This is a genomic window from Variovorax sp. 10L426, from assembly GCF_056395305.1.
The window spans coordinates 1-17,222 of record NZ_JBFTJF010000006.1 but is presented as its reverse complement, the minus strand read 5'-3'; the positions used below and the strand labels follow the sequence as shown (position 1 = coordinate 17,222).

16 protein-coding genes are annotated in these 17,222 nt (G+C 64.1%); 9 read left to right on the top strand and 7 right to left on the bottom strand.

Annotated elements, in window-relative coordinates; translation table 11 throughout:
• Positions 1-58: 58 nt before the first annotated feature.
• The 7 genes from AC1DHL_RS10360 to AC1DHL_RS10330 all read right to left on the bottom strand — a co-directional run bounded on the left by AC1DHL_RS10360 (position 59) and on the right by AC1DHL_RS10330 (position 7,375).
• Entirely contained in the window at positions 59-1,387 is a 1,329-nt protein-coding gene (locus AC1DHL_RS10360) for a tryptophan--tRNA ligase (protein WP_478161950.1), read from the bottom strand.
• Between the two features lie 10 nt (positions 1,388-1,397).
• Positions 1,398-2,069 (bottom strand): site-2 protease family protein, encoded by a 672-nt coding sequence (locus AC1DHL_RS10355; RefSeq protein WP_478161949.1) that lies wholly within the window; start codon positions 2,067-2,069, stop codon positions 1,398-1,400.
• A 41-nt stretch (positions 2,070-2,110) separates the two neighbouring features.
• Entirely contained in the window at positions 2,111-2,746 is a 636-nt protein-coding gene (locus AC1DHL_RS10350; RefSeq protein WP_478161948.1) for an L-threonylcarbamoyladenylate synthase, read from the bottom strand.
• Between the two features lie 48 nt (positions 2,747-2,794).
• Positions 2,795-3,727, bottom strand: a complete 933-nt coding sequence (locus tag AC1DHL_RS10345; protein WP_478098705.1) for a DMT family transporter — start codon at positions 3,725-3,727, stop codon at positions 2,795-2,797.
• 5 nt (positions 3,728-3,732) lie between these two features.
• Positions 3,733-4,587 carry a 3',5'-nucleoside bisphosphate phosphatase gene (locus AC1DHL_RS10340; RefSeq protein WP_478098171.1) on the bottom strand — a complete coding sequence of 285 codons (855 nt, stop codon included), beginning with the start codon at positions 4,585-4,587 and terminating at the stop codon, positions 3,733-3,735.
• Between the two features lie 94 nt (positions 4,588-4,681).
• Positions 4,682-5,725 carry a transporter gene (locus tag AC1DHL_RS10335; protein WP_478161947.1) on the bottom strand — a complete coding sequence of 348 codons (1,044 nt, stop codon included), beginning with the start codon at positions 5,723-5,725 and terminating at the stop codon, positions 4,682-4,684.
• A 21-nt stretch (positions 5,726-5,746) separates the two neighbouring features.
• Positions 5,747-7,375: an inorganic phosphate transporter gene (locus AC1DHL_RS10330; protein WP_478161946.1), complete on the bottom strand. Its 1,629-nt coding sequence runs from the start codon at positions 7,373-7,375 to the stop codon at positions 5,747-5,749.
• A gap of 145 nt (positions 7,376-7,520) precedes the next feature.
• On the opposite strand from AC1DHL_RS10330, the gene ppk2 reads away from it, so the two are divergent.
• The 9 genes from ppk2 to urtD all read left to right on the top strand — a co-directional run bounded on the left by ppk2 (position 7,521) and on the right by urtD (position 16,671).
• A complete protein-coding gene (ppk2, locus tag AC1DHL_RS10325) occupies positions 7,521-8,438 on the top strand; it encodes a polyphosphate kinase 2 (RefSeq protein WP_478161945.1) in 918 nt (305 codons plus the stop codon).
• A 91-nt stretch (positions 8,439-8,529) separates the two neighbouring features.
• Positions 8,530-9,567, top strand: coding sequence for an extracellular catalytic domain type 1 short-chain-length polyhydroxyalkanoate depolymerase (locus AC1DHL_RS10320; RefSeq protein WP_478161944.1), 1,038 nt, complete (start codon positions 8,530-8,532; stop codon positions 9,565-9,567).
• Complete coding sequence (locus AC1DHL_RS10315; RefSeq protein WP_478161943.1) at positions 9,567-10,418, top strand: lipase family protein; 852 nt, start codon at positions 9,567-9,569, stop codon at positions 10,416-10,418. Before AC1DHL_RS10320 ends, AC1DHL_RS10315 begins: the two co-directional genes overlap by 1 nt.
• 83 nt (positions 10,419-10,501) lie before the next feature.
• Positions 10,502-11,128, top strand: coding sequence for a nucleotidyltransferase domain-containing protein (locus tag AC1DHL_RS10310; protein ID WP_478161942.1), 627 nt, complete (start codon positions 10,502-10,504; stop codon positions 11,126-11,128).
• Positions 11,067-11,510, top strand: coding sequence for a DNA-binding protein (locus tag AC1DHL_RS10305; RefSeq protein WP_478098162.1), 444 nt, complete (start codon positions 11,067-11,069; stop codon positions 11,508-11,510). The genes AC1DHL_RS10310 and AC1DHL_RS10305 overlap by 62 nt, the downstream gene beginning before the upstream one ends.
• Positions 11,511-11,604: 94 nt before the next feature.
• Entirely contained in the window at positions 11,605-12,873 is a 1,269-nt protein-coding gene (gene urtA / locus AC1DHL_RS10300) for an urea ABC transporter substrate-binding protein (RefSeq protein WP_478098160.1), read from the top strand.
• A 116-nt stretch (positions 12,874-12,989) separates the two neighbouring features.
• Entirely contained in the window at positions 12,990-14,570 is a 1,581-nt protein-coding gene (urtB, locus tag AC1DHL_RS10295) for an urea ABC transporter permease subunit UrtB (RefSeq protein WP_478161941.1), read from the top strand.
• Positions 14,567-15,799 carry an urea ABC transporter permease subunit UrtC gene (gene urtC, locus AC1DHL_RS10290; RefSeq protein ID WP_478161940.1) on the top strand — a complete coding sequence of 411 codons (1,233 nt, stop codon included), beginning with the start codon at positions 14,567-14,569 and terminating at the stop codon, positions 15,797-15,799. Before urtB ends, urtC begins: the two co-directional genes overlap by 4 nt.
• Positions 15,796-16,671: an urea ABC transporter ATP-binding protein UrtD gene (gene urtD, locus AC1DHL_RS10285; RefSeq protein ID WP_478098155.1), complete on the top strand. Its 876-nt coding sequence runs from the start codon at positions 15,796-15,798 to the stop codon at positions 16,669-16,671. The genes urtC and urtD overlap by 4 nt, the downstream gene beginning before the upstream one ends.
• Positions 16,672-17,222: the final 551 nt, after the last annotated feature.

The following is a 17,222-nucleotide window of genomic DNA, read 5'->3' as shown; positions in this document are numbered from 1 at the left end:
CTGTGTCGGCGGGTCGGGTGGACTGGATCCCATCGCCGCGCATTGCTGTCACTTTAAATCAACCTTCACTCGCTGCATCCGCAGCCAGCGCCTCCAGTGCGGCGGATGCCGCACTCATTTCCTCGTTGCCCATCGGCTCGAGTTGTTCGGTCAGCTGCGCCAGTGCGGCGCGGCGCTGCTGTTTCAGCGTGGCGATCGCCCGGCCTGCTTCCTGCGGCGACGCAAACCCCCGGCTTTGTACCAGTTGTGTGCCGCTCGCGTCGAGAAGCTTGAAATAGAAAAGACCATCGCTCGCGCGGTACTGCTTGAAGCTGGGCCGCAAGACCTTGGCTGCCTTGCGCGCTGCGGTGCCTTTGTCGCTGGCGGCCAGGTTGCGCAACCCCACGGCCTGCCGAAGCTCGGCAACGAACGGACGCGATATCGCGCGTGCCTTCTCCGCACCGGCCCGCAGGATCTTTTCGATCTGGGCCGGGTCGTTGATCAGGTCGTCGTAATGTTTGCGCATCGGCGCGATTTCGCGGTCGATGCGTTCGAACAGGATCTGCTTCGCGTCGCCCCATCCGATGCCGTCGGCATAGGCTTGGCGCAGCGTCTCGGTCTCTTCGCTGTCGGCGAAGGCCTGGTAGATCTGGAACAGCGCCGAGCCCTCGGTGTCCTTGGGTTCGCCGGGCGCGAGGGAGTCGGTCACGATGCCCGCGATCAGCTTCTGCAAGTGGGCGCGTGGCGTGAAGAGCGGGATCGTGTTGTCGTAGCTCTTGCTCATCTTGCGGCCGTCGAGGCCGGGCAGCGTGGCCACGGCGTCGTCGATCTCGGCCTCGGGCAGGGTGAAGTGCTCGCCGTAGAGATGGTTGAAGTGCTGCGCCATGTCGCGCGCCATCTCGATGTGCTGGACCTGGTCGCGGCCCACCGGCACCTTGTGAGCGTTGAACATCAGGATGTCGGCGCCCATCAACACCGGGTACATGAAGAGGCCTGCCGTCACGTCGGCGTCGGGGTCCTCGCCCTTGGCGGTGTTCTTGTCGACCGATGCCTTGTAGGCATGCGCGCGGTTCAGCAGGCCTTTGCCCGTGACGCAGGTGAGGAACCACGTCAGCTCCGGAATCTCGGGGATGTCGGATTGCCGATAGAACGTGACGCGGTCGGGGTCGAGGCCGCAGGCGAGCCATGTCGCGGCGATCTCGAGCGTCGAACGCTGAATGCGCGCGGGTTCGTCGACCTTGATCAGCGCGTGGTAGTCCGCGAGAAAGTAGAAGCTCTGCACGTCCGCACGCCGGCTGAAGCGCACCGAGTGGCGCACCGAGCCGACATAGTTGCCCAGGTGAGGCGTGCCGCTGGTGGTGATGCCCGTGAGGAAGCGAATGGGATCGGGATCGGAGGAGGTGGCCATGGAGAAAGACTCAGCGGATCAAGGCGATGATGGGTGTGAGCAATAGGTTGACGGCGCTGTAGCCCACCGCCATCAGCGGACGCAGCCAGTAGTTGCTGACGATGCCGGCGAGGACCAACCCCATCACGATGAAGAACCCGTAGGGCTCGATGCGCGCCAGAAAATTCTGCGCGGCGCCGCGCGGCAGTAACCCGGCGAGCACGCGACCGCCGTCGAGCGGAGGCAGCGGAAACAGGTTGAAAGCCCACATCACGAGATTGACGAGCACGCCGCCCTGCGCCATCTTGATGAAAAAGGTTTCATTGATGCCTGCGCCGACGAGGCCGACGAGAAACAGCCCCCACAGGATCGCCTGGATGAAATTGGACGCGGGGCCGGCCAGTGCCACCCAGACCATGTCGCGCTTCGGGTTGCGCAGGCGCCCGAAATTGACCGGAACGGGCTTCGCATAGCCGAACAGGAATGCGCCCGATGTCGCGAAGTACAGCAGCAGCGGCATCAGGATGGTGCCGACCGGGTCGATGTGCTTGAAGGGGTTGAGCGTGACGCGCCCGAGCACATAGGCCGTGTTGTCGCCGAAATAGCGGGCGACGTAGCCGTGTGCGGCCTCGTGCACGGTGATGGCGAAGATCACGGGCAACGCGTAGATGAGTACTGTCTGGATGAGATTGGATATATCCACTGGCGGATTGTCTCAGACCGGTCGGATGTCCCTTGGGCGACTCAGAGACCGAGCACCGCGAGCGATCCGCGGCCCTGGCGGATCAGCACCGGATCGCCGCCCGTGCCCATCGGCGTGAGGTCGACCACGGTGGTCGGCTCCGACGGGCAGGCGCCGGAATCGATCACTGCGCCGATCTGCTTCTCGAAGCGCTCGCGAATCAGCGCAGCATCGTTCAGCGCTTGGGTTTCACCGGGCGGGATGAGCGTGGTGGCCAGCAACGGCTCGCCGTGGAGCGTGAGCAATTCGCAGAGCACCTTGTGGTCGGGCATCCGCAGGCCGATGGTCTTGCGCTGCGGATGGCTCACGCGGCGCGGCACTTCCTTGGTGGCTTCGAGGATGAAGGTGTAGGGGCCGGGCGTGGCCGCCTTCAGGAGCCGGTATTGCTTGTTGTCGACCCGCGCGTAGTTGGCCAGTTCGCTCAGGTCGCGGCAGATCAAGGTCAGGTGATGCTTCTCGTCCACCTGGCGGATGCGCCGCAACTGGTCGACCGCGTCCTTGTCGTCGAGGTGGCAGGCCAACGCATAGCTGGAATCTGTCGGCACGGCAACGATCTCGCCGCGCGCGAGCAGGGCAGCAGCCTGCTTGAGCAGGCGCGGTTGCGGATTGTCAGGATGGACTTCGAAGAACTGGGCCATGGGACCGGGCGTGGGTGGGAGGGCGACATTCTGCCGTGAACACGGCGGTCAAGATTCCGCCGGCTCGATCGGTACGCGGCGCTCGCGCACCGTGAGCCATGCGCCGGCGGCGCCACAGACGGCGATCATCCCCATGCCGGCCAGCGAGAGATGGTCGGGCACGTGCGAGAACATGACCCACCCGCCGAGCATCGCGAAGGCAATCTGTGCGTAGAGATAGGGCGTGAGCGTGGATGCCGGCGCGCGCTGGTACGCGAGGATGAGGATGAAGTGGCCGACCGTCCCCATGAAGCCCATGAGGCAAAGCAGCGCCCACCAGTGCCAGGAAGGCAGCGCGGCCCACGCAAAGGGCACCACGAACGACGCGAGCAGCGTGCCGACCCAGCCGGTGTAGAAGTGCATGGTGAGCGGGTTCTCGGTCTGCGCGAGCTTGCTGGTCAGCACCTGAAACCACGCGTTGGTCAGCACCAGCCCGATCGGCAGCAGCATCGCCCAGCTGAAGGCATCGCCGCCCGGTCGCAGGATCACGAGCGTGCCCGTGAATCCGCCTGCCACCAGGGCCCAGCGCAGCGGCGAGACGTGCTCCTTGAGCGTGGTGGCCGCCAACAGCGTGATCACCAGCGGCGCGATCAGCACGATGGAGGTGAACTCGGCCAGCGGCATGTACCGCAGGCTGAAGAAGGCCAGCGTGCTCGACGCCAGCAGCAATGCGCCGCGCAGCAACTGATAGCGCGGATGCCGCGTGCGCAGCAGTGCCGTGCCGTGCTTCGGCAGCAGCACAAGCGTCGTCGCGACTGCCTGGAAGGCGTAGCGGACCCACACCCCCATGAGGATCGGCACCGCGGCGGTCGACACCTTGGTGGCGGTGTCCAGCGTCGCGAAGCAGGCCACGGCGAGCACCACCAGACCGATGCCGGCGAGGATGCGCTCGGATTCGATGTCGCGGGTGGTCTTTCTCGCGGCCACGACGCCGCTGTTCAACGCCGTCACTGGATACGGTTCTCCAGCAACTCCCAGACGGGCGTGAGCTTTCCCGGAAGCCAGGGCAGCTTGCCCAGGTCGCAATGGCTTTCGTCGGGGCTGTGGAAGTCGCTGCCGCGCGAGGCGGCGAAGTCGAATTCCAGCGCCTTGTCGGCGTATTCGACGTATTCGGCGGGCGTGTGGCTGCCGGTCACGACTTCGATCGCGCGACCGCCGTGCGCCTTGAATTCGACGAACAACGCGTACTCCTCGTTCGCGGTGAACCTGTAGCGGCCCGGGTGGGCGATCACGGCCAGCCCGTTGGCGGCGGTGATCCAGCGCACCGCATCCTTCAGCGAGGCCCAGCGATGCGGCACGTAGCCGGGCTTGCCTTCGGTGAGGAACTTGCGGAAGACCTCCGAGGTGTCGCGGCAGTGGCCAGCCTCCACCAGGAAGCGGGCGAAGTGCGTGCGCGAGATCAGTTCGGGATTGCCGACGAACTTGAGCGCGCCTTCGTAAGCGCCATGGATGCCCACCCTGGCCAGGCCCTCGGACATCTCCTGTGCGCGCTTGCCGCGGCCGCCCCGGGTGTCGTAGAGGCCTTCGGACATGGCGGCGTCATCGGGATCGAAGCCGAGGCCCACGATGTGCACGGTTTCGCCGGCGAAAGTCACCGAGATCTCGGTGCCGGTGAGGTACTTCATGCCGTGCTCTCGGGCGGCGGCGGCGGCGCGGTGCTGCCCGCCGATTTCGTCGTGGTCGGTCAGCGCCCAGAGTTCGACGCCATTGGCGGCGGCGCGTGCCGCGAGTTCCTCGGGAGTCAGCGTGCCATCCGAGACCACGGAATGGCAATGCAGGTCGGCGTTGAGGATGGAAGTCACGCCACGATCTTATTCTTTCTCGAAGTTGCCTGCAGGGCGCATGGCGTCTGAGAGATGCGCTATCGAATAGATAGCAGCCAACGCCGACGGGCGTTCAGCGCTTCTTGCGAAACGCCAGCCAGGCCGCCGCAGCCGTGAAGGTGACGACGATGCAGACCACGATCCAGAAGCCGTGCTTGTGCTCGGCCAGCGGGATGCCGCCGACGTTCATGCCGAATAACCCGGCCAGGATGTTGATGGGCAATGCCAGCACCGTCACCACCGTGAGCACGAAGAGACTGCGGTTGTTGTCCTCGTTCACGTTGTCCGCGATTTCTTCCTGCAGCAGTTTGATGCGCTCCTGCAGTGCGGCCATGTCGCGCAGCACCACCGAGAACTCTTCCGTGGCACCGCTGAGTTCCTGTGCGTCCGAGTCGTCGATCCAGGCGGGCGGATTCTGCAGTAGGCGAAACAGCGCCGCCGGCTCCGGTGCGAGCAGCCTTTGCAGCCGCACCAGCACCCTTCGAAGCATGCCGAGTTGGGCGCGCTTGTGGACGAGCCGGCCGGTGAGCAGTTCGTCCTCGATCGCGTCGACGCGCGTCGTCACGCCGCGCACGACGTTCACGAGCACATCGGCCTGCGCGCGAAGCAGGTGTTCGAGCAATTCGGTGCTGGAGCGCGGTGCGTCGCCGGCCTTGACCGCAGTTCGCAGCGCGTCGACCGAACGCAGCGGCTGGGCGCGGGCCGTGACGACCAGGCGCGGGCCCACGCTGATCCAGAGCGTCGAGATGTCCGACGGCTCGAAGCTGAAATCGAAATGCACGTCGTTGATGACGGCGATCAGCGAATCGTCCGCGCGCTCGATGCGCGTGGAGTGCAGTCCTTCCTTCAGCGTCTCGAAGAAGACGTCAGAGAGCCCGGCGTGCCGCGCGAGCCAGCGCTCGGCCTGCGCGTGGCTGAGATTGAAGTGCAGCCACATGTAGGCGCCGCCGGGCGGGGCGTCTGCGTCGGCTGAGTGGTCGGTCAGCCATTGCGCTGCTTGCACCGAGTTCACGGCGCGAGCCGGCGTTGAAGCGGCCGCGTCGAAGAGATAGCCGCAGATCAAGCCGGCTTCATCGCTGCCGTAGGCGCCGGTCGTCCAGTCCTGAAGAAGTGCCAAGGTCGGGAAATGTCAGAACAGTCAGAACAGATGGGTGAAGAGCCAGTAGAGCGAGCCCGACAGCAGGATGGCGGCCGGCAGCGTGAGAACCCAGGCCAGCGCGAGGTTGCGCAGCGTCGACCACTGCAGCCCCGAGCGGTTGGCCGCCATGGTGCCCGCCACGCCGGAGGACAGCACGTGCGTGGTCGACACCGGGAGGCCATACATGTCCGCCGCGCCGATCGTGACCATCGCCACCAGTTCGGCGGAGGCGCCCTGGGCGTAGGTCAGATGGGTCTTGCCTATCTTTTCCCCCACCGTGATGACGATCCTCTTCCAGCCGACCATCGTGCCGAGGCCCAGCGCAATCGCCACCACCACCTTGACCCACAGCGGGATGAACTTGGTCGCATCGTCGATCTCCCTGCGGAAAGCATTGACCTTGGCCTTTGCGTCCTCGTCCAGTCCTGCCGCGGGGTTTTTCTCGATCAAGCGGATGGCTTCGGAAGCAAGGTACATGTCGTTGCGAACGTTGCCGACGGCCTCCGCAGGGACGCCGGCGATCGAGCCGTGCGCCTTGACTTGCGCGCCGATGCTGCCGGCGAGTACCGCGACGGACGGCACGACGTTGGCGTTGAATTCACGCGTGCGGATGAAGGTGGAAACGGCATCGCGCGCCTGGTCCTGCGGCAGTGGCTTCGTGGCCGGCACGCTCCGGTCGAGCGCGTTCTGCGCCACTTCCGCCACGGCGACGAACTGGACCATCTGGTCGCTGGGCATCGCGCGGTTCAATGCATAGGCCATCGGCACGGTGCCGACCAGGATCAGCATGATCAGCCCCATGCCCTTCTGACCGTCGTTCGATCCATGCGCAAAGGACACGCCGGTGCAAGTCAGCACCAGCAGGCCTCGAATCCACCACGGCGGCGGCTTGTTGCCCTTGGGCTCCTCGTACAGCGCCTTGTTCTTCACGAGCGCCCGGAGCGCGAGCAGCAGCAGACCTGCGCAGATGAAGCCGATCACCGGCGACAGCAGCAGCGAATAGCCCACCTTGGTGGCCTGGCTCCAGTCCACGCCGCTGGTGCCGTCTCGTCCGTGCATCAGCGCGTTGGCGACGCCGACGCCGATGATCGAGCCGATCAGCGTGTGCGACGACGATGCCGGCAGGCCGAGCCACCAGGTACCCAGGTTCCAGATGATCGCGGCGATCAGCAGCGCAAAGACCATCGCGAAGCCGGCGTTCGAGCCGACCTGCAGGATCAACTCCACCGGCAGCAGCGAGATGATGCCGAAGGCAACCGCGCCGCTGGACACCAGTACGCCCAGGAAATTGAAGAAGCCGGACCACACGACCGCGAAGTTGGGCGGCAGCGAATGCGTGTAGATCACCGTCGCCACCGCATTGGCCGTGTCGTGGAAGCCGTTGACGAATTCGAAGCCGAGCGCGATCAGCAGCGCGACGCCGAGCAGGATGAACGGGACGTAGGTCGTGACCCGTGTACCCGTGGCGCTCACGTCTTCCACCAGGCTCCAGGCCATGTAGAGCAGCCCGACAGCCAGCAGGCCGATGAAGATGACCAGCGTGGCCGGCCCGGGTTTCGAATCCAGGTGCGGGCGGCCGGACGGGGGCGGCGAGGTGCCAAGCGATGGCGCGGTGGAAATCGAGCTCATGGTGTTTGGCGTGTCGTGATGAGTCGCCGGATGCTCCTCCCGCGACATGTCAGTCTCGTGACGGCAGTTGCGTTTGCTCACTTTCTGTCACAGGACGGTCATTCGTCGGGCCCACGATGCTGTTTTTCCTGTCCGAGAGACGACCATGACGCTTCCCGACACCCTGAAAGACCATGAAGACCTGATGCAGCGCATCGCGCGCGACCTGGTCGACAGCTACGACGAGGAGATCGAACTCGAACTCGAAGACCGCAGCCTCGAAGAGCTCGAAACGGGCCGGATCACCGACAAGGCGGGCCGGCAGGCCTACTTCAAGGAGTTGTTTCGTCTGCAGGGCGAACTCGTGAAGCTGCAGGACTGGGTGCAACACAGCAAGCAGAAGGTCGTGATCCTGTTCGAAGGCCGCGACGCGGCGGGCAAGGGCGGCGTCATCAAGCGCATCACGCAGCGGCTCAATCCGCGGGTGGCACGCGTGGCGGCGCTGCCGGCACCCAACGATCGCGAGCGCACCCAGTGGTACTTTCAACGCTACGTGGCGCATCTGCCCGCGGCGGGCGAGATGGTGCTCTTCGACCGCAGCTGGTACAACCGCGCCGGCGTCGAGCGCGTGATGGGCTTCTGTACCGACGACGAGTACGAGGAGTTCTTCCGTACCGTGCCCGACTTCGAGAGGATGCTTGTGCGCTCCGGCATCAAGCTGATCAAGTACTGGTTCTCGATCACCGACGAAGAGCAGCACATGCGTTTTCTCGGCCGCATCCATGACCCGCTCAAGCAGTGGAAGCTGAGCCCCATGGACCTTGAATCGCGCCGTCGCTGGGAGGAATACACCAAGGCCAAGGAGACGATGCTCGAGCGCACGCACATCCCCGAAGCGCCCTGGTGGGTCGTCCAGGCGGTCGACAAGAAAAAGGCCCGGTTGAACTGCATCACCCATCTGCTTGGCCAGTTGCCGTACCACGATGTCGAGCACCCCCCGGTGACGCTGCCTGCCCGCGTTCGCAACGAGGACTACCTGCGGCATCCCGTGCCGGCCAGCATGTACGTGCCCGAGGCGTACTGATCCGGCCCCGCGCGGGCCGCGATAGGGCGATCGTCCGGTAGATCGCAGCGGTCGAAGCTGCTACCGTGTCCCGATCGCTCTCCGCCTATCGATGTCCCGCCGCTCACTTTCCCCGCTCACGCGCGCCTACCAGCGCAATTTGAAGGCGCTCACCAAGGCGACCCTCAGCAGCAGCAAGCGCATGGCGAACCAGGTCCAGCGTGCGGCCGTGAAGCAACTCAAGCCGCCTCCCGGGCAGGGCGACTGGCTGCCGGGCGTGGCCTTGGGTCCGGCGGGCGCGCGTCGCTATCACCTCTATCGCCCGCCCGGCCTGCCGCCGGGCGACAAGGTGCCGCTGATGGTCATGCTGCACGGCTGTGGCCAGACCGGGCGCGACTTTGCCGTGAGTACCCGCATGAACCAGCTGGCCGCGCGCGAGCACTTCATGGTCCTCTATCTCGAGCAGGACCGGCTTGCGAATGCACAGGGCTGCTGGAACTGGTACGACCGCCGATCCGGCAAGGCGGATGCCGAGGCCGCGACGCTGATGATCGCCGTCGACCAGGTGCAAATGCTCTATCCCGTGGACCGCGAACGCGTGGCGATCGCCGGCCTGTCGGCGGGCGCGAGCATGGCGGCCTTGCTCGCGACGCGCTATCCGGCGCGCTTCAAGGCTGTTGCCATGCATTCGGGCGTCGCGCCGGGCGCTGCCAGATCGCCGGTCACTGCGCTGGGCGCCATGCGCGGTCAGCACGTGCCGCCGATCACGGCCACAGCAGTGGGCAAGGCCATGGGCGCCGCGGCCGCGTTCACCACGCTGCCGCCCCTGCTCGTGCTGCACGGCGACGCTGACAGCGTGGTCTCCGCGAGCAACGCCACGAGCAGCGCGGCCGTCTGGGCGATGGCGACGGGTGCCAAGGCCGGCGTGACCCGCGTGTTGCAGCGCGGCAAACGCCATCCGATGCGCGTCACGGATTTCGCGCGCCGGGGCCGTACGGTGGTCACGCTGTGCGAGATCGCGGGCCTCGGTCATGCATGGAGCGGTGGCCTCTCCAGCATGCTCTTCACCGATCCGGCCGGGCCGGACGCGACCAAGCTGGTGTGGGCATTCGCCGCGCGACAGTTTCGGCTGAGCGGAGGTCCCACCTGATGCCGACTATCCTCTACGACGCCAGCCGAACCGCGCTCTACTCGCCGGAACGTCACGAGACGCTGTTCGAGAAGGGTCGCGCGTACATGCCTGTCCAGTGGGCCATCGAAGCTGCGCGGCTCGCGTACTACCGCGCCGAGCATGCGCCGACCGAACTGCAGCGTCTGACTGACGCGCTGGCACAAGCGGGCTTCGGGGAGCCAAGCCTTTTTCTCGATGCGGCCATCTTCGCGTTCGGCGCGCTGCACACGGGGGATGGCAGCGCGCTCGTCGCGTTTCGCGGCACGCAGCCCGACGACATCCGTCACCTCGCGACCAATCTCCAGGCGCAGCAGGTCGATTGGACCGAAAGCGGAGGACGCGTGCATGCCGGCTTCGCGAAAGCGGCGCGCGGCGTGCTGCCGCAAGTGCTCGACTGGCTGGCCGGCGAGGGCAGCCCGCGCAGCCGTCTCATCTTCGCCGGGCACAGCCTCGGCGCTGCGCTCGCGACGCTGAGCGCGACCGTGCTGAAGCCCGAATTGCTCGTCACCCTCGGTTCGCCGCGCGTGGGCGATGCGGAATTCGTGGCCGCGCTTGCGGACGTCAACATCGTGCGGCTGGTCGACGGCTGCGACGTGGTCACGCAACTGCCGCCGGCGCTTTCCTTCTATGCGCATGCCGGGGCGGTGACCTACATCACCTGCGTCGACGGCCAGTGCATCGATGATCCCGCGCCGACCATGATCGAGGCCGACCGCGCCCAAGGGCGGGCCCGCTACGCGTCGGAGCATGCGTGGAAAACGGGCTCCGTGCTGCTGCGCGAGTTGGCGGACCATGCCCCAATCAACTACGCGCGCGCCTTTTTTGCGTAAGCAACATTGCAGTTATCGGATTCTCAAAATCGCTTTCATTGCGTTCTCAAAATTGCTACATTTGAAGCAATTTTGAGAACAAGATGGGCGTCGCTGAATATCTTCTGGGTCAGACACGTACGCGCGTGATGGCGGCGCTGCTGCTCCATCCGGAGCAGACCATGCACGTGCGCGAACTTGCCCGTGTGACCGGCGCTTCCCCAGGTTCGCTCCACCGGGACCTTCGAGGGTTGAGCGATGCCGGAATACTGTTGCGGACCGAAGTCGGCCGCCAGGTGCATTACCAAGCCAACGTTCTAAGTCCGGTCTTCCAGGAGCTGTCTGGATTGCTGCGCAAGACGGCCGGCGTTGCCGATGTGTTGCGCGACGCGTTGTCGCCCCTTGGCGAGACGGTCTCCCTGGCGTTCGTCTATGGCTCGGTCGCCGCGGGAAATGAAAGCGCGCGCAGCGATGTCGACGTGATGATTCTTGGAAGCGCTGGCTTTGCCGATGCTGCGATCGCTCTGGGTGAAGCGCAATCCATTCTGGGGCGGGAAGTAAATCCCACGCCCATGAGCGTCGCGGACTTTGCAAAGAAGCTGAAGGAAGAGCAGGGCTTTGCGGCCGGCGTCGCCGCAAGCCCGAAGATATGGATCAAGGGGGATGAGAATGACTTTGCAAAACTTGTTGAGCATCGGGAGGCTCAAGGCGCACGTCGCAACCGCGCTTGAGATCAAGAAGCTGTTGGTGGCTGCCGAGCGGAACATTGCCGATGCGGCCGTGACCGAGATCAGCGACGAAACGCGGTTCGATGCCGCGTACAAAGCCGTGATGCAGTGCGCACTGGCCGCCATGACGGCCTCCGGATATCGACCTTCGACCAGCGAACCTGGACACCATTCGACGCTGATTCAATCGTTGCCGCTAACCCTTGGCCTTGCCCGCGACGCTTGGGTCGTGCTCGATGCGCTGCGTCGCAAGCGCAATTCGAACGACTACACGGGTGACGTCGTCACTTCAGACATGGTGGTGGAATGTGCAGCGCAGGCCAAGGCCTTGCTGGTGCTGGTGAAGAAACACCTGAAGCGACACCACGCAGCGCTGCTCGCCTGAGCAACATCCTGTACGCCACCCGGCGTATTTCCGGCTCGCGACCTCTTCCGCAGACTCCTCTCCATCGTTCACACACCAGGAGAAGGAAGTCATCATGCAACGTCGTTTCACCCTCAAGGCACTCACCGCCGCCGTCGCTTTGGCGAGTTTGTCTGCCGTGCCCGCATTCGCGCAGGACACCATCAAGGTCGGCGTGCTGCACTCGCTCTCCGGCACCATGGCGATTTCTGAAACCGTGTTGAAGGACACGGTGCTCATGGCCATCGACGACATCAACGCCAAGGGCGGCGTGCTGGGCAAGAAGCTCGAGCCCGTGGTGGTCGATCCGGCTTCCAACTGGCCGCTCTTCGCCGAGAAGACCAAGCAACTGCTCGGTCAGGACAAGGTCGCCGTGATCTTCGGCTGCTGGACCTCGGTCTCGCGCAAGTCGGTGCTGCCGGTGGTCGAGGAAATGAACGGCCTGCTGTTCTACCCCGTGCAGTACGAAGGTGAAGAGCTCAGCAAGAACGTGTTCTACACGGGTGCCGCGCCCAACCAGCAAGCCATCCCCGCCGTCGACTACCTGATGAGCAAGGAAGGCGGCGGCGCCAAGCGCTGGGTGCTGCTGGGCACCGACTACGTCTATCCCCGCACGACCAACAAGATCCTGCGCGCCTACCTGAAGAGCAAGGGCGTGGCCGACAAGGACATCGACGAGAAGTACACGCCTTTCGGCCACAGCGACTACCAGACCATCGTTGCCGACATCAAGAAATTCTCGGCCGGCGGCAAGACGGCCGTCGTGTCGACCATCAACGGCGACTCCAACGTGCCCTTCTACAAGGAACTCGGCAACGCCGGCCTGAAGGCCAAGGACGTGCCGGTGGTTGCCTTCTCCGTGGGCGAGGAAGAACTGCGCGGCGTCGACACCAAGCCGCTGGTCGGCCACCTGGCTGCGTGGAACTACTTCATGAGCATCAAGAACCCGACCAACACGGCGTTCATCAAGCAGTGGAGCGACTACGCCAAGGCGCACAACATCGCCGGCCACAAGGACAAGCCGCTGACCAATGACCCGATGGAAGCCACGTGGATCGGCATCCACATGTGGAAGCAAGCGGTCGAGAAGGCGAAGAGCACCGACACCGACAAGGTGATCGCCGCGATGGCCGGCCAGACCTTCACTGCACCGTCGGGCATCGTCTCGAAGATGGACGAGAAGAACCACCACCTGCACAAGAGCGTGTTCATCGGCGAAATCAAGGCCGACGGCCAGTTCAATGTGGTGTGGAAGACGCCGGGCCCGGTCAAGGCGAAGCCTTGGAGCCCGTACATCGAAGGCAACGACAAGAAGCCTGACTATCCGGCCGGGAAATCTCTCTAACCCCCAGGTTGGCTCACTTCGTGTAGCCGCCCACCCCCTTTCAGGGGGCAACACCAGCGGACCGGCAAAGCCGGATCCGCGGTGTTTCTGGAAATGGGAACGCCGTGCACTGTTTTATGCGCTCTATCTACTTTTGGCTGGCGGCGGTTTTGCTGACTGCTGCTTTTCCGGGCTACGCGCTGACTGGCGATGAGGCCAAGGCGATTGCGTCGGGCGATACGGAAGCCCGCATTGCAGCGCTCAACCAGGCGGTCCTCACGGCCGACGAGAAGACTGCGGCCTTCATCCAGGCGATGTCGGATGATGCGGTCAAGTTCACTGAGAACAAGGTCTTCGTCATCAAGGACGACAAGGCCTACGACCCGGTCACCGGTGCGGAGCTCAAGCTGCCGGACGATGCCGAGGACGTGGTCAACAACAACATGATGCGCGGGGCGTTCGATGCCGCGCAGGCGGCGCTCAAGCTCACGAGCAAGGACGATGCGGTGCGCGCCGAGGCCGCGCAGGCACTCTTCAAGGAGCCTGACGAGTCGCGCTTGCCGATGGTCGAGAAAGCGCTGGCCGCGGAGACGAATCCGAAGATCAAGGCACAGCTCGAACTGGTGCGCGCAGCGAGCATGCTGAACAGCACCGACAAGGGCAAGCGCCTGGCCGCTGCGAAAGAGCTCGGTGAAAGCCGCAGCCCGGACACCAAGCTTCTGCTCAATCAGCGCCTTGCCGACGAGACGGAGGCGGACGTCAAGGCCGCCATCGGGGCCTCGATCAGCAGCATCGACGGTTCGCTTGTCTGGGGCGACCGCATCAATGCCATCTTCAGCGGCATCAGCCTGGGCTCGGTGCTGCTGCTCGCCGCACTCGGGCTTGCGATCACCTACGGGCTGATGGGCGTCATCAACATGGCCCACGGCGAGCTGATGATGATCGGGGCCTATGCGACCTACGTGATGCAGGGCATCTTTCAACGCTACTTTCCTGAATCGGCCTTCGGCTGGTACCTGGTCGTTGCGATTCCTGTCGCCTTCCTGGCCTCGGCGCTGGTCGGTGCAGTGCTCGAACGCGGTGTGATCCGCTTCCTCTATGGCCGGCCGCTGGAGACGCTGCTCGCTACCTGGGGGATCAGCCTGATGCTGCAGCAGCTGGTGCGTTCGATCTTCGGCGCGCAGAACGTCGGCGTCGAAAACCCGGCCTGGATGAGCGGTGGCTTCACGATGCTCAGCAACGTCACGCTGCCGTGGAATCGCATCTGCATCATCATCTTCGCAGGCCTCGTGTTGCTGGCGATGGGTTGGCTCATCGGCCGCACGCGTCTCGGTCTTTTCGTGCGGGGCGTGACGCAGAACCGTCCCATCGCCTCTTGCATGGGCGTGAACACGGCGCGCATCGACACCTACGCCTTCGCGCTCGGTTCCGGCATTGCCGGGCTGGCGGGATGCGCGCTCTCGCAGATCGGCAACGTGGGTCCTGATCTCGGGCAGAGCTACATCGTCGATTCGTTCATGGTGGTCGTGATGGGCGGCGTCGGCCAGCTCGCCGGCACGGTGTACGCGGCCATGGGTCTGGGCATCCTCAACAAGTTCATCGAAGGCTGGGCCGGCGCAGTGCTTGCGAAGATTGCAGTGCTCGTCTTCATCATCATCTTCATCCAGAAGCGGCCTCAAGGAATCTTCGCCATGAAGGGTCGGAGTGCAGAGGCATGAGCAAAGTCGAACTACCGTCCAAAGGTCCGCTGCTCAGCGGTAAGGGCTGGACAGCCTTCTTCGTCGCACTGATCGTCGTGTGCGCGCTGGCGCCGGTGCTCAACATCATGGTGCCCACCGGCAGCGCGCTGCACATGAGCGACTATGCGGTGGCGCTGGTCGGCAAGATCATGTGCTATGCGATCTGCGCGCTGGCGATGGATCTCATCTGGGGCTACACCGGCATCCTGTCGCTCGGGCACGGTATGTTCTTCGCGCTCGGCGGCTACATGATGGGCATGTACCTCATGCGGCAGATCGGCCGCGACGGCAACTACAAGAGCGACTTGCCGGACTTCATGGTCTTTCTCGACTGGAAGACGCTGCCCTGGCACTGGACCTTCAGCGACAGTTTCATCGCGACGCTGATCCTGATCGTCGCGGTGCCTGGCGTGATCGCTTTCGTGTTCGGCTTCTTTGCGTTCCGTTCGCGCATCAAGGGCGTGTATTTCTCGATCATCACGCAGGCCATGACCTACGCGGCGATGCTGCTCTTCTTCCGCAACGAGACCGGCTTCGGCGGCAACAACGGCTTCACGGATTTCAAGCGCATCCTCGGCATCCCGATGGCGACGCAGGAAATGCGCATGACGCTGTTTGCGCTGACCGGACTCACGCTGCTGGGCTTCTTCCTGTTCTCGAAGTGGTTGATCGGCAGCAAGTTCGGCCGCGTGTTGCAGGCCATCCGCGACGCGGAATCGCGCGTGATGTTCTCGGGCTACAACCCGCTCGGCTACAAGCTCACGATCTGGGTGATCTCCGCCGTGATGTGCGGTGTGGCCGGCGCGCTGTACGTGCCGCAGGTCGGCATCATCAACCCCGGCGAGATGAGCCCGGCCAACTCGATCGAGATCGCCGTGTGGGCGGCAGTCGGCGGGCGTGCGACGCTGATCGGACCGATCATTGGCGCCTTTATCGTCAATGGCGCGAAGAGTTGGCTCACTGTGGCCTATCCGGAATATTGGCTGTACTTCCTCGGTGCCCTGTTCATTGCCGTCACGCTGTTCCTGCCGAACGGCATCGTCGGGCTGGTGAAGAAGTGGGCGTCGCGGGAAAAGGCGACGCGCGAAGAAGCGGCACCGGGCGAAGGCCGGCGCGAGGCACAGCGGGCCGTGGCGGCGGAGCATGGTGTCGAGCCTGCGGCGCTGACACCGTCTCTCGCAGTCGAACCGAAGGGAGCACGGGCATGACCCCCGATCTGATGGACGCCGGCGCCGAGCGTGTCGCCAGGCACATGGCCTTTGACCATGCGTTGCAGACCGAGTCGGGTGGACGCGCGGCCGGCTACGGCAGGCACATGACGGCGGGCGAAGTCGACACGACGCACGGGCGCATCCTGTACCTCGAAGACGTGAGCGTGAGCTTCGACGGGTTCAAGGCGATCAACAAGCTGTCGCTCGACATCGCGCCGGGTGAGCTGCGCTGCATCATCGGGCCGAACGGCGCGGGGAAGACGACGATGATGGACATCATCACGGGCAAGACGCGGCCTGACGAGGGGACGGTTTTCTTTGGCAGCACGATCGATCTGCTTCGGCACAAGGAAGCGGAGATTGCGCAACTTGGCATTGGGCGGAAGTTTCAGAAGCCTACTGTCTTTGAACACCTCACCGTGTTCGAGAACCTTGAGCTGGCGTTGAAGACCGACAAGGGTGTGAAGGCTTCGATGCTGTTCAGGCTGGATTCGGAGCAGTGCGATCGGCTGGCCGAAGTGCTCCATACGATTCATCTTGATGGCAGCGTGTTGCGGTTGGCGGGGAATCTGAGTCATGGGCAGAAGCAGTGGCTGGAGATTGGGATGCTGCTGATGCAGGACCCCAAGTTGCTGCTGCTGGATGAGCCGGTTGCGGGGATGACGGATGAGGAGACTGCTCGGACTGCGGAGTTGTTTCTTTCGTTGAAGGGGAAGCACTCGTTGATGGTTGTTGAGCATGACATGAGCTTTATTCGGACTATTTCTGAGATCGTTACTGTGTTGTGTGATGGGGCTGTGTTGGCTCAAGGGACCTTGGATGAGGTTCAGGCGGATGAGCGGGTGATTGAGGTTTATCTTGGAAGGTGACTTTTGTTTTGAGGCTGTTGGCCGGGACTCGCCCCGGCGGGCGACTTACTTTTCTTTGCTTCGCCAAAGAAAAGTAAGCAAAAGAAAGGCGACCCTGCTGTGGGCGTCCCTTCGCTTCGCTACGGGCAACCTGCGGTGCTCGCTTTTCGCGGGGTCCGCGCGAAACTCGCTTCGCTCAAACACGCGCAGCCCTGATCCGCGAAAAGCTCCGCTCCTCAGCACCCCCAGAAGGGAGTGCTCGGGCCTTTGCTTCGCTCGGCCTGCCGAATACCAATACCAACAACCAAACCCCAACCCAAAACACAAGGACGCGCCATGGCGCGTTCTGCCTTGGTATTGGTATTCATCTTGGGGTCCCCTCTGTGCGTGCCGAGGAGCGCAGCTTCAGGCGGATCAGGGCCGCGTGTGTTTGAGCGAAGCGAGTTTCACGCGGACCCCGCCTGAAGCGAGCACCGCAGGTTGCCCGAAGCGAAGCGCAGGGACACGCACAGTGGGGTCGCCTTTCTTTTGCTTACTTTTCTTTGGCGAAACAAAGAAAAGTGAGTCGCCCC

What these genes read in the sequence shown, in the direction of transcription:
- AC1DHL_RS10360 (WP_478161950.1), bottom strand. Translation starts at nt 1,387, where the DNA reads ATGGCCACCTCCTCCGATCCCGATCCCATTCGCTTCCTCACGGGCATC.
- AC1DHL_RS10350 (WP_478161948.1), bottom strand. Translation starts at nt 2,746, where the DNA reads ATGGCCCAGTTCTTCGAAGTCCATCCTGACAATCCGCAACCGCGCCTG.
- AC1DHL_RS10330 (WP_478161946.1), bottom strand. Translation starts at nt 7,375, where the DNA reads ATGAGCTCGATTTCCACCGCGCCATCGCTTGGCACCTCGCCGCCCCCG.
- ppk2 (WP_478161945.1), top strand. Translation starts at nt 7,521, where the DNA reads ATGACGCTTCCCGACACCCTGAAAGACCATGAAGACCTGATGCAGCGC.
- AC1DHL_RS10320 (WP_478161944.1), top strand. Translation starts at nt 8,530, where the DNA reads ATGTCCCGCCGCTCACTTTCCCCGCTCACGCGCGCCTACCAGCGCAAT.
- AC1DHL_RS10315 (WP_478161943.1), top strand. Translation starts at nt 9,567, where the DNA reads ATGCCGACTATCCTCTACGACGCCAGCCGAACCGCGCTCTACTCGCCG.
- AC1DHL_RS10310 (WP_478161942.1), top strand. Translation starts at nt 10,502, where the DNA reads ATGGGCGTCGCTGAATATCTTCTGGGTCAGACACGTACGCGCGTGATG.
- AC1DHL_RS10305 (WP_478098162.1), top strand. Translation starts at nt 11,067, where the DNA reads ATGACTTTGCAAAACTTGTTGAGCATCGGGAGGCTCAAGGCGCACGTC.
- urtA (WP_478098160.1), top strand. Translation starts at nt 11,605, where the DNA reads ATGCAACGTCGTTTCACCCTCAAGGCACTCACCGCCGCCGTCGCTTTG.
- urtB (WP_478161941.1), top strand. Translation starts at nt 12,990, where the DNA reads ATGCGCTCTATCTACTTTTGGCTGGCGGCGGTTTTGCTGACTGCTGCT.
- urtC (WP_478161940.1), top strand. Translation starts at nt 14,567, where the DNA reads ATGAGCAAAGTCGAACTACCGTCCAAAGGTCCGCTGCTCAGCGGTAAG.
- urtD (WP_478098155.1), top strand. Translation starts at nt 15,796, where the DNA reads ATGACCCCCGATCTGATGGACGCCGGCGCCGAGCGTGTCGCCAGGCAC.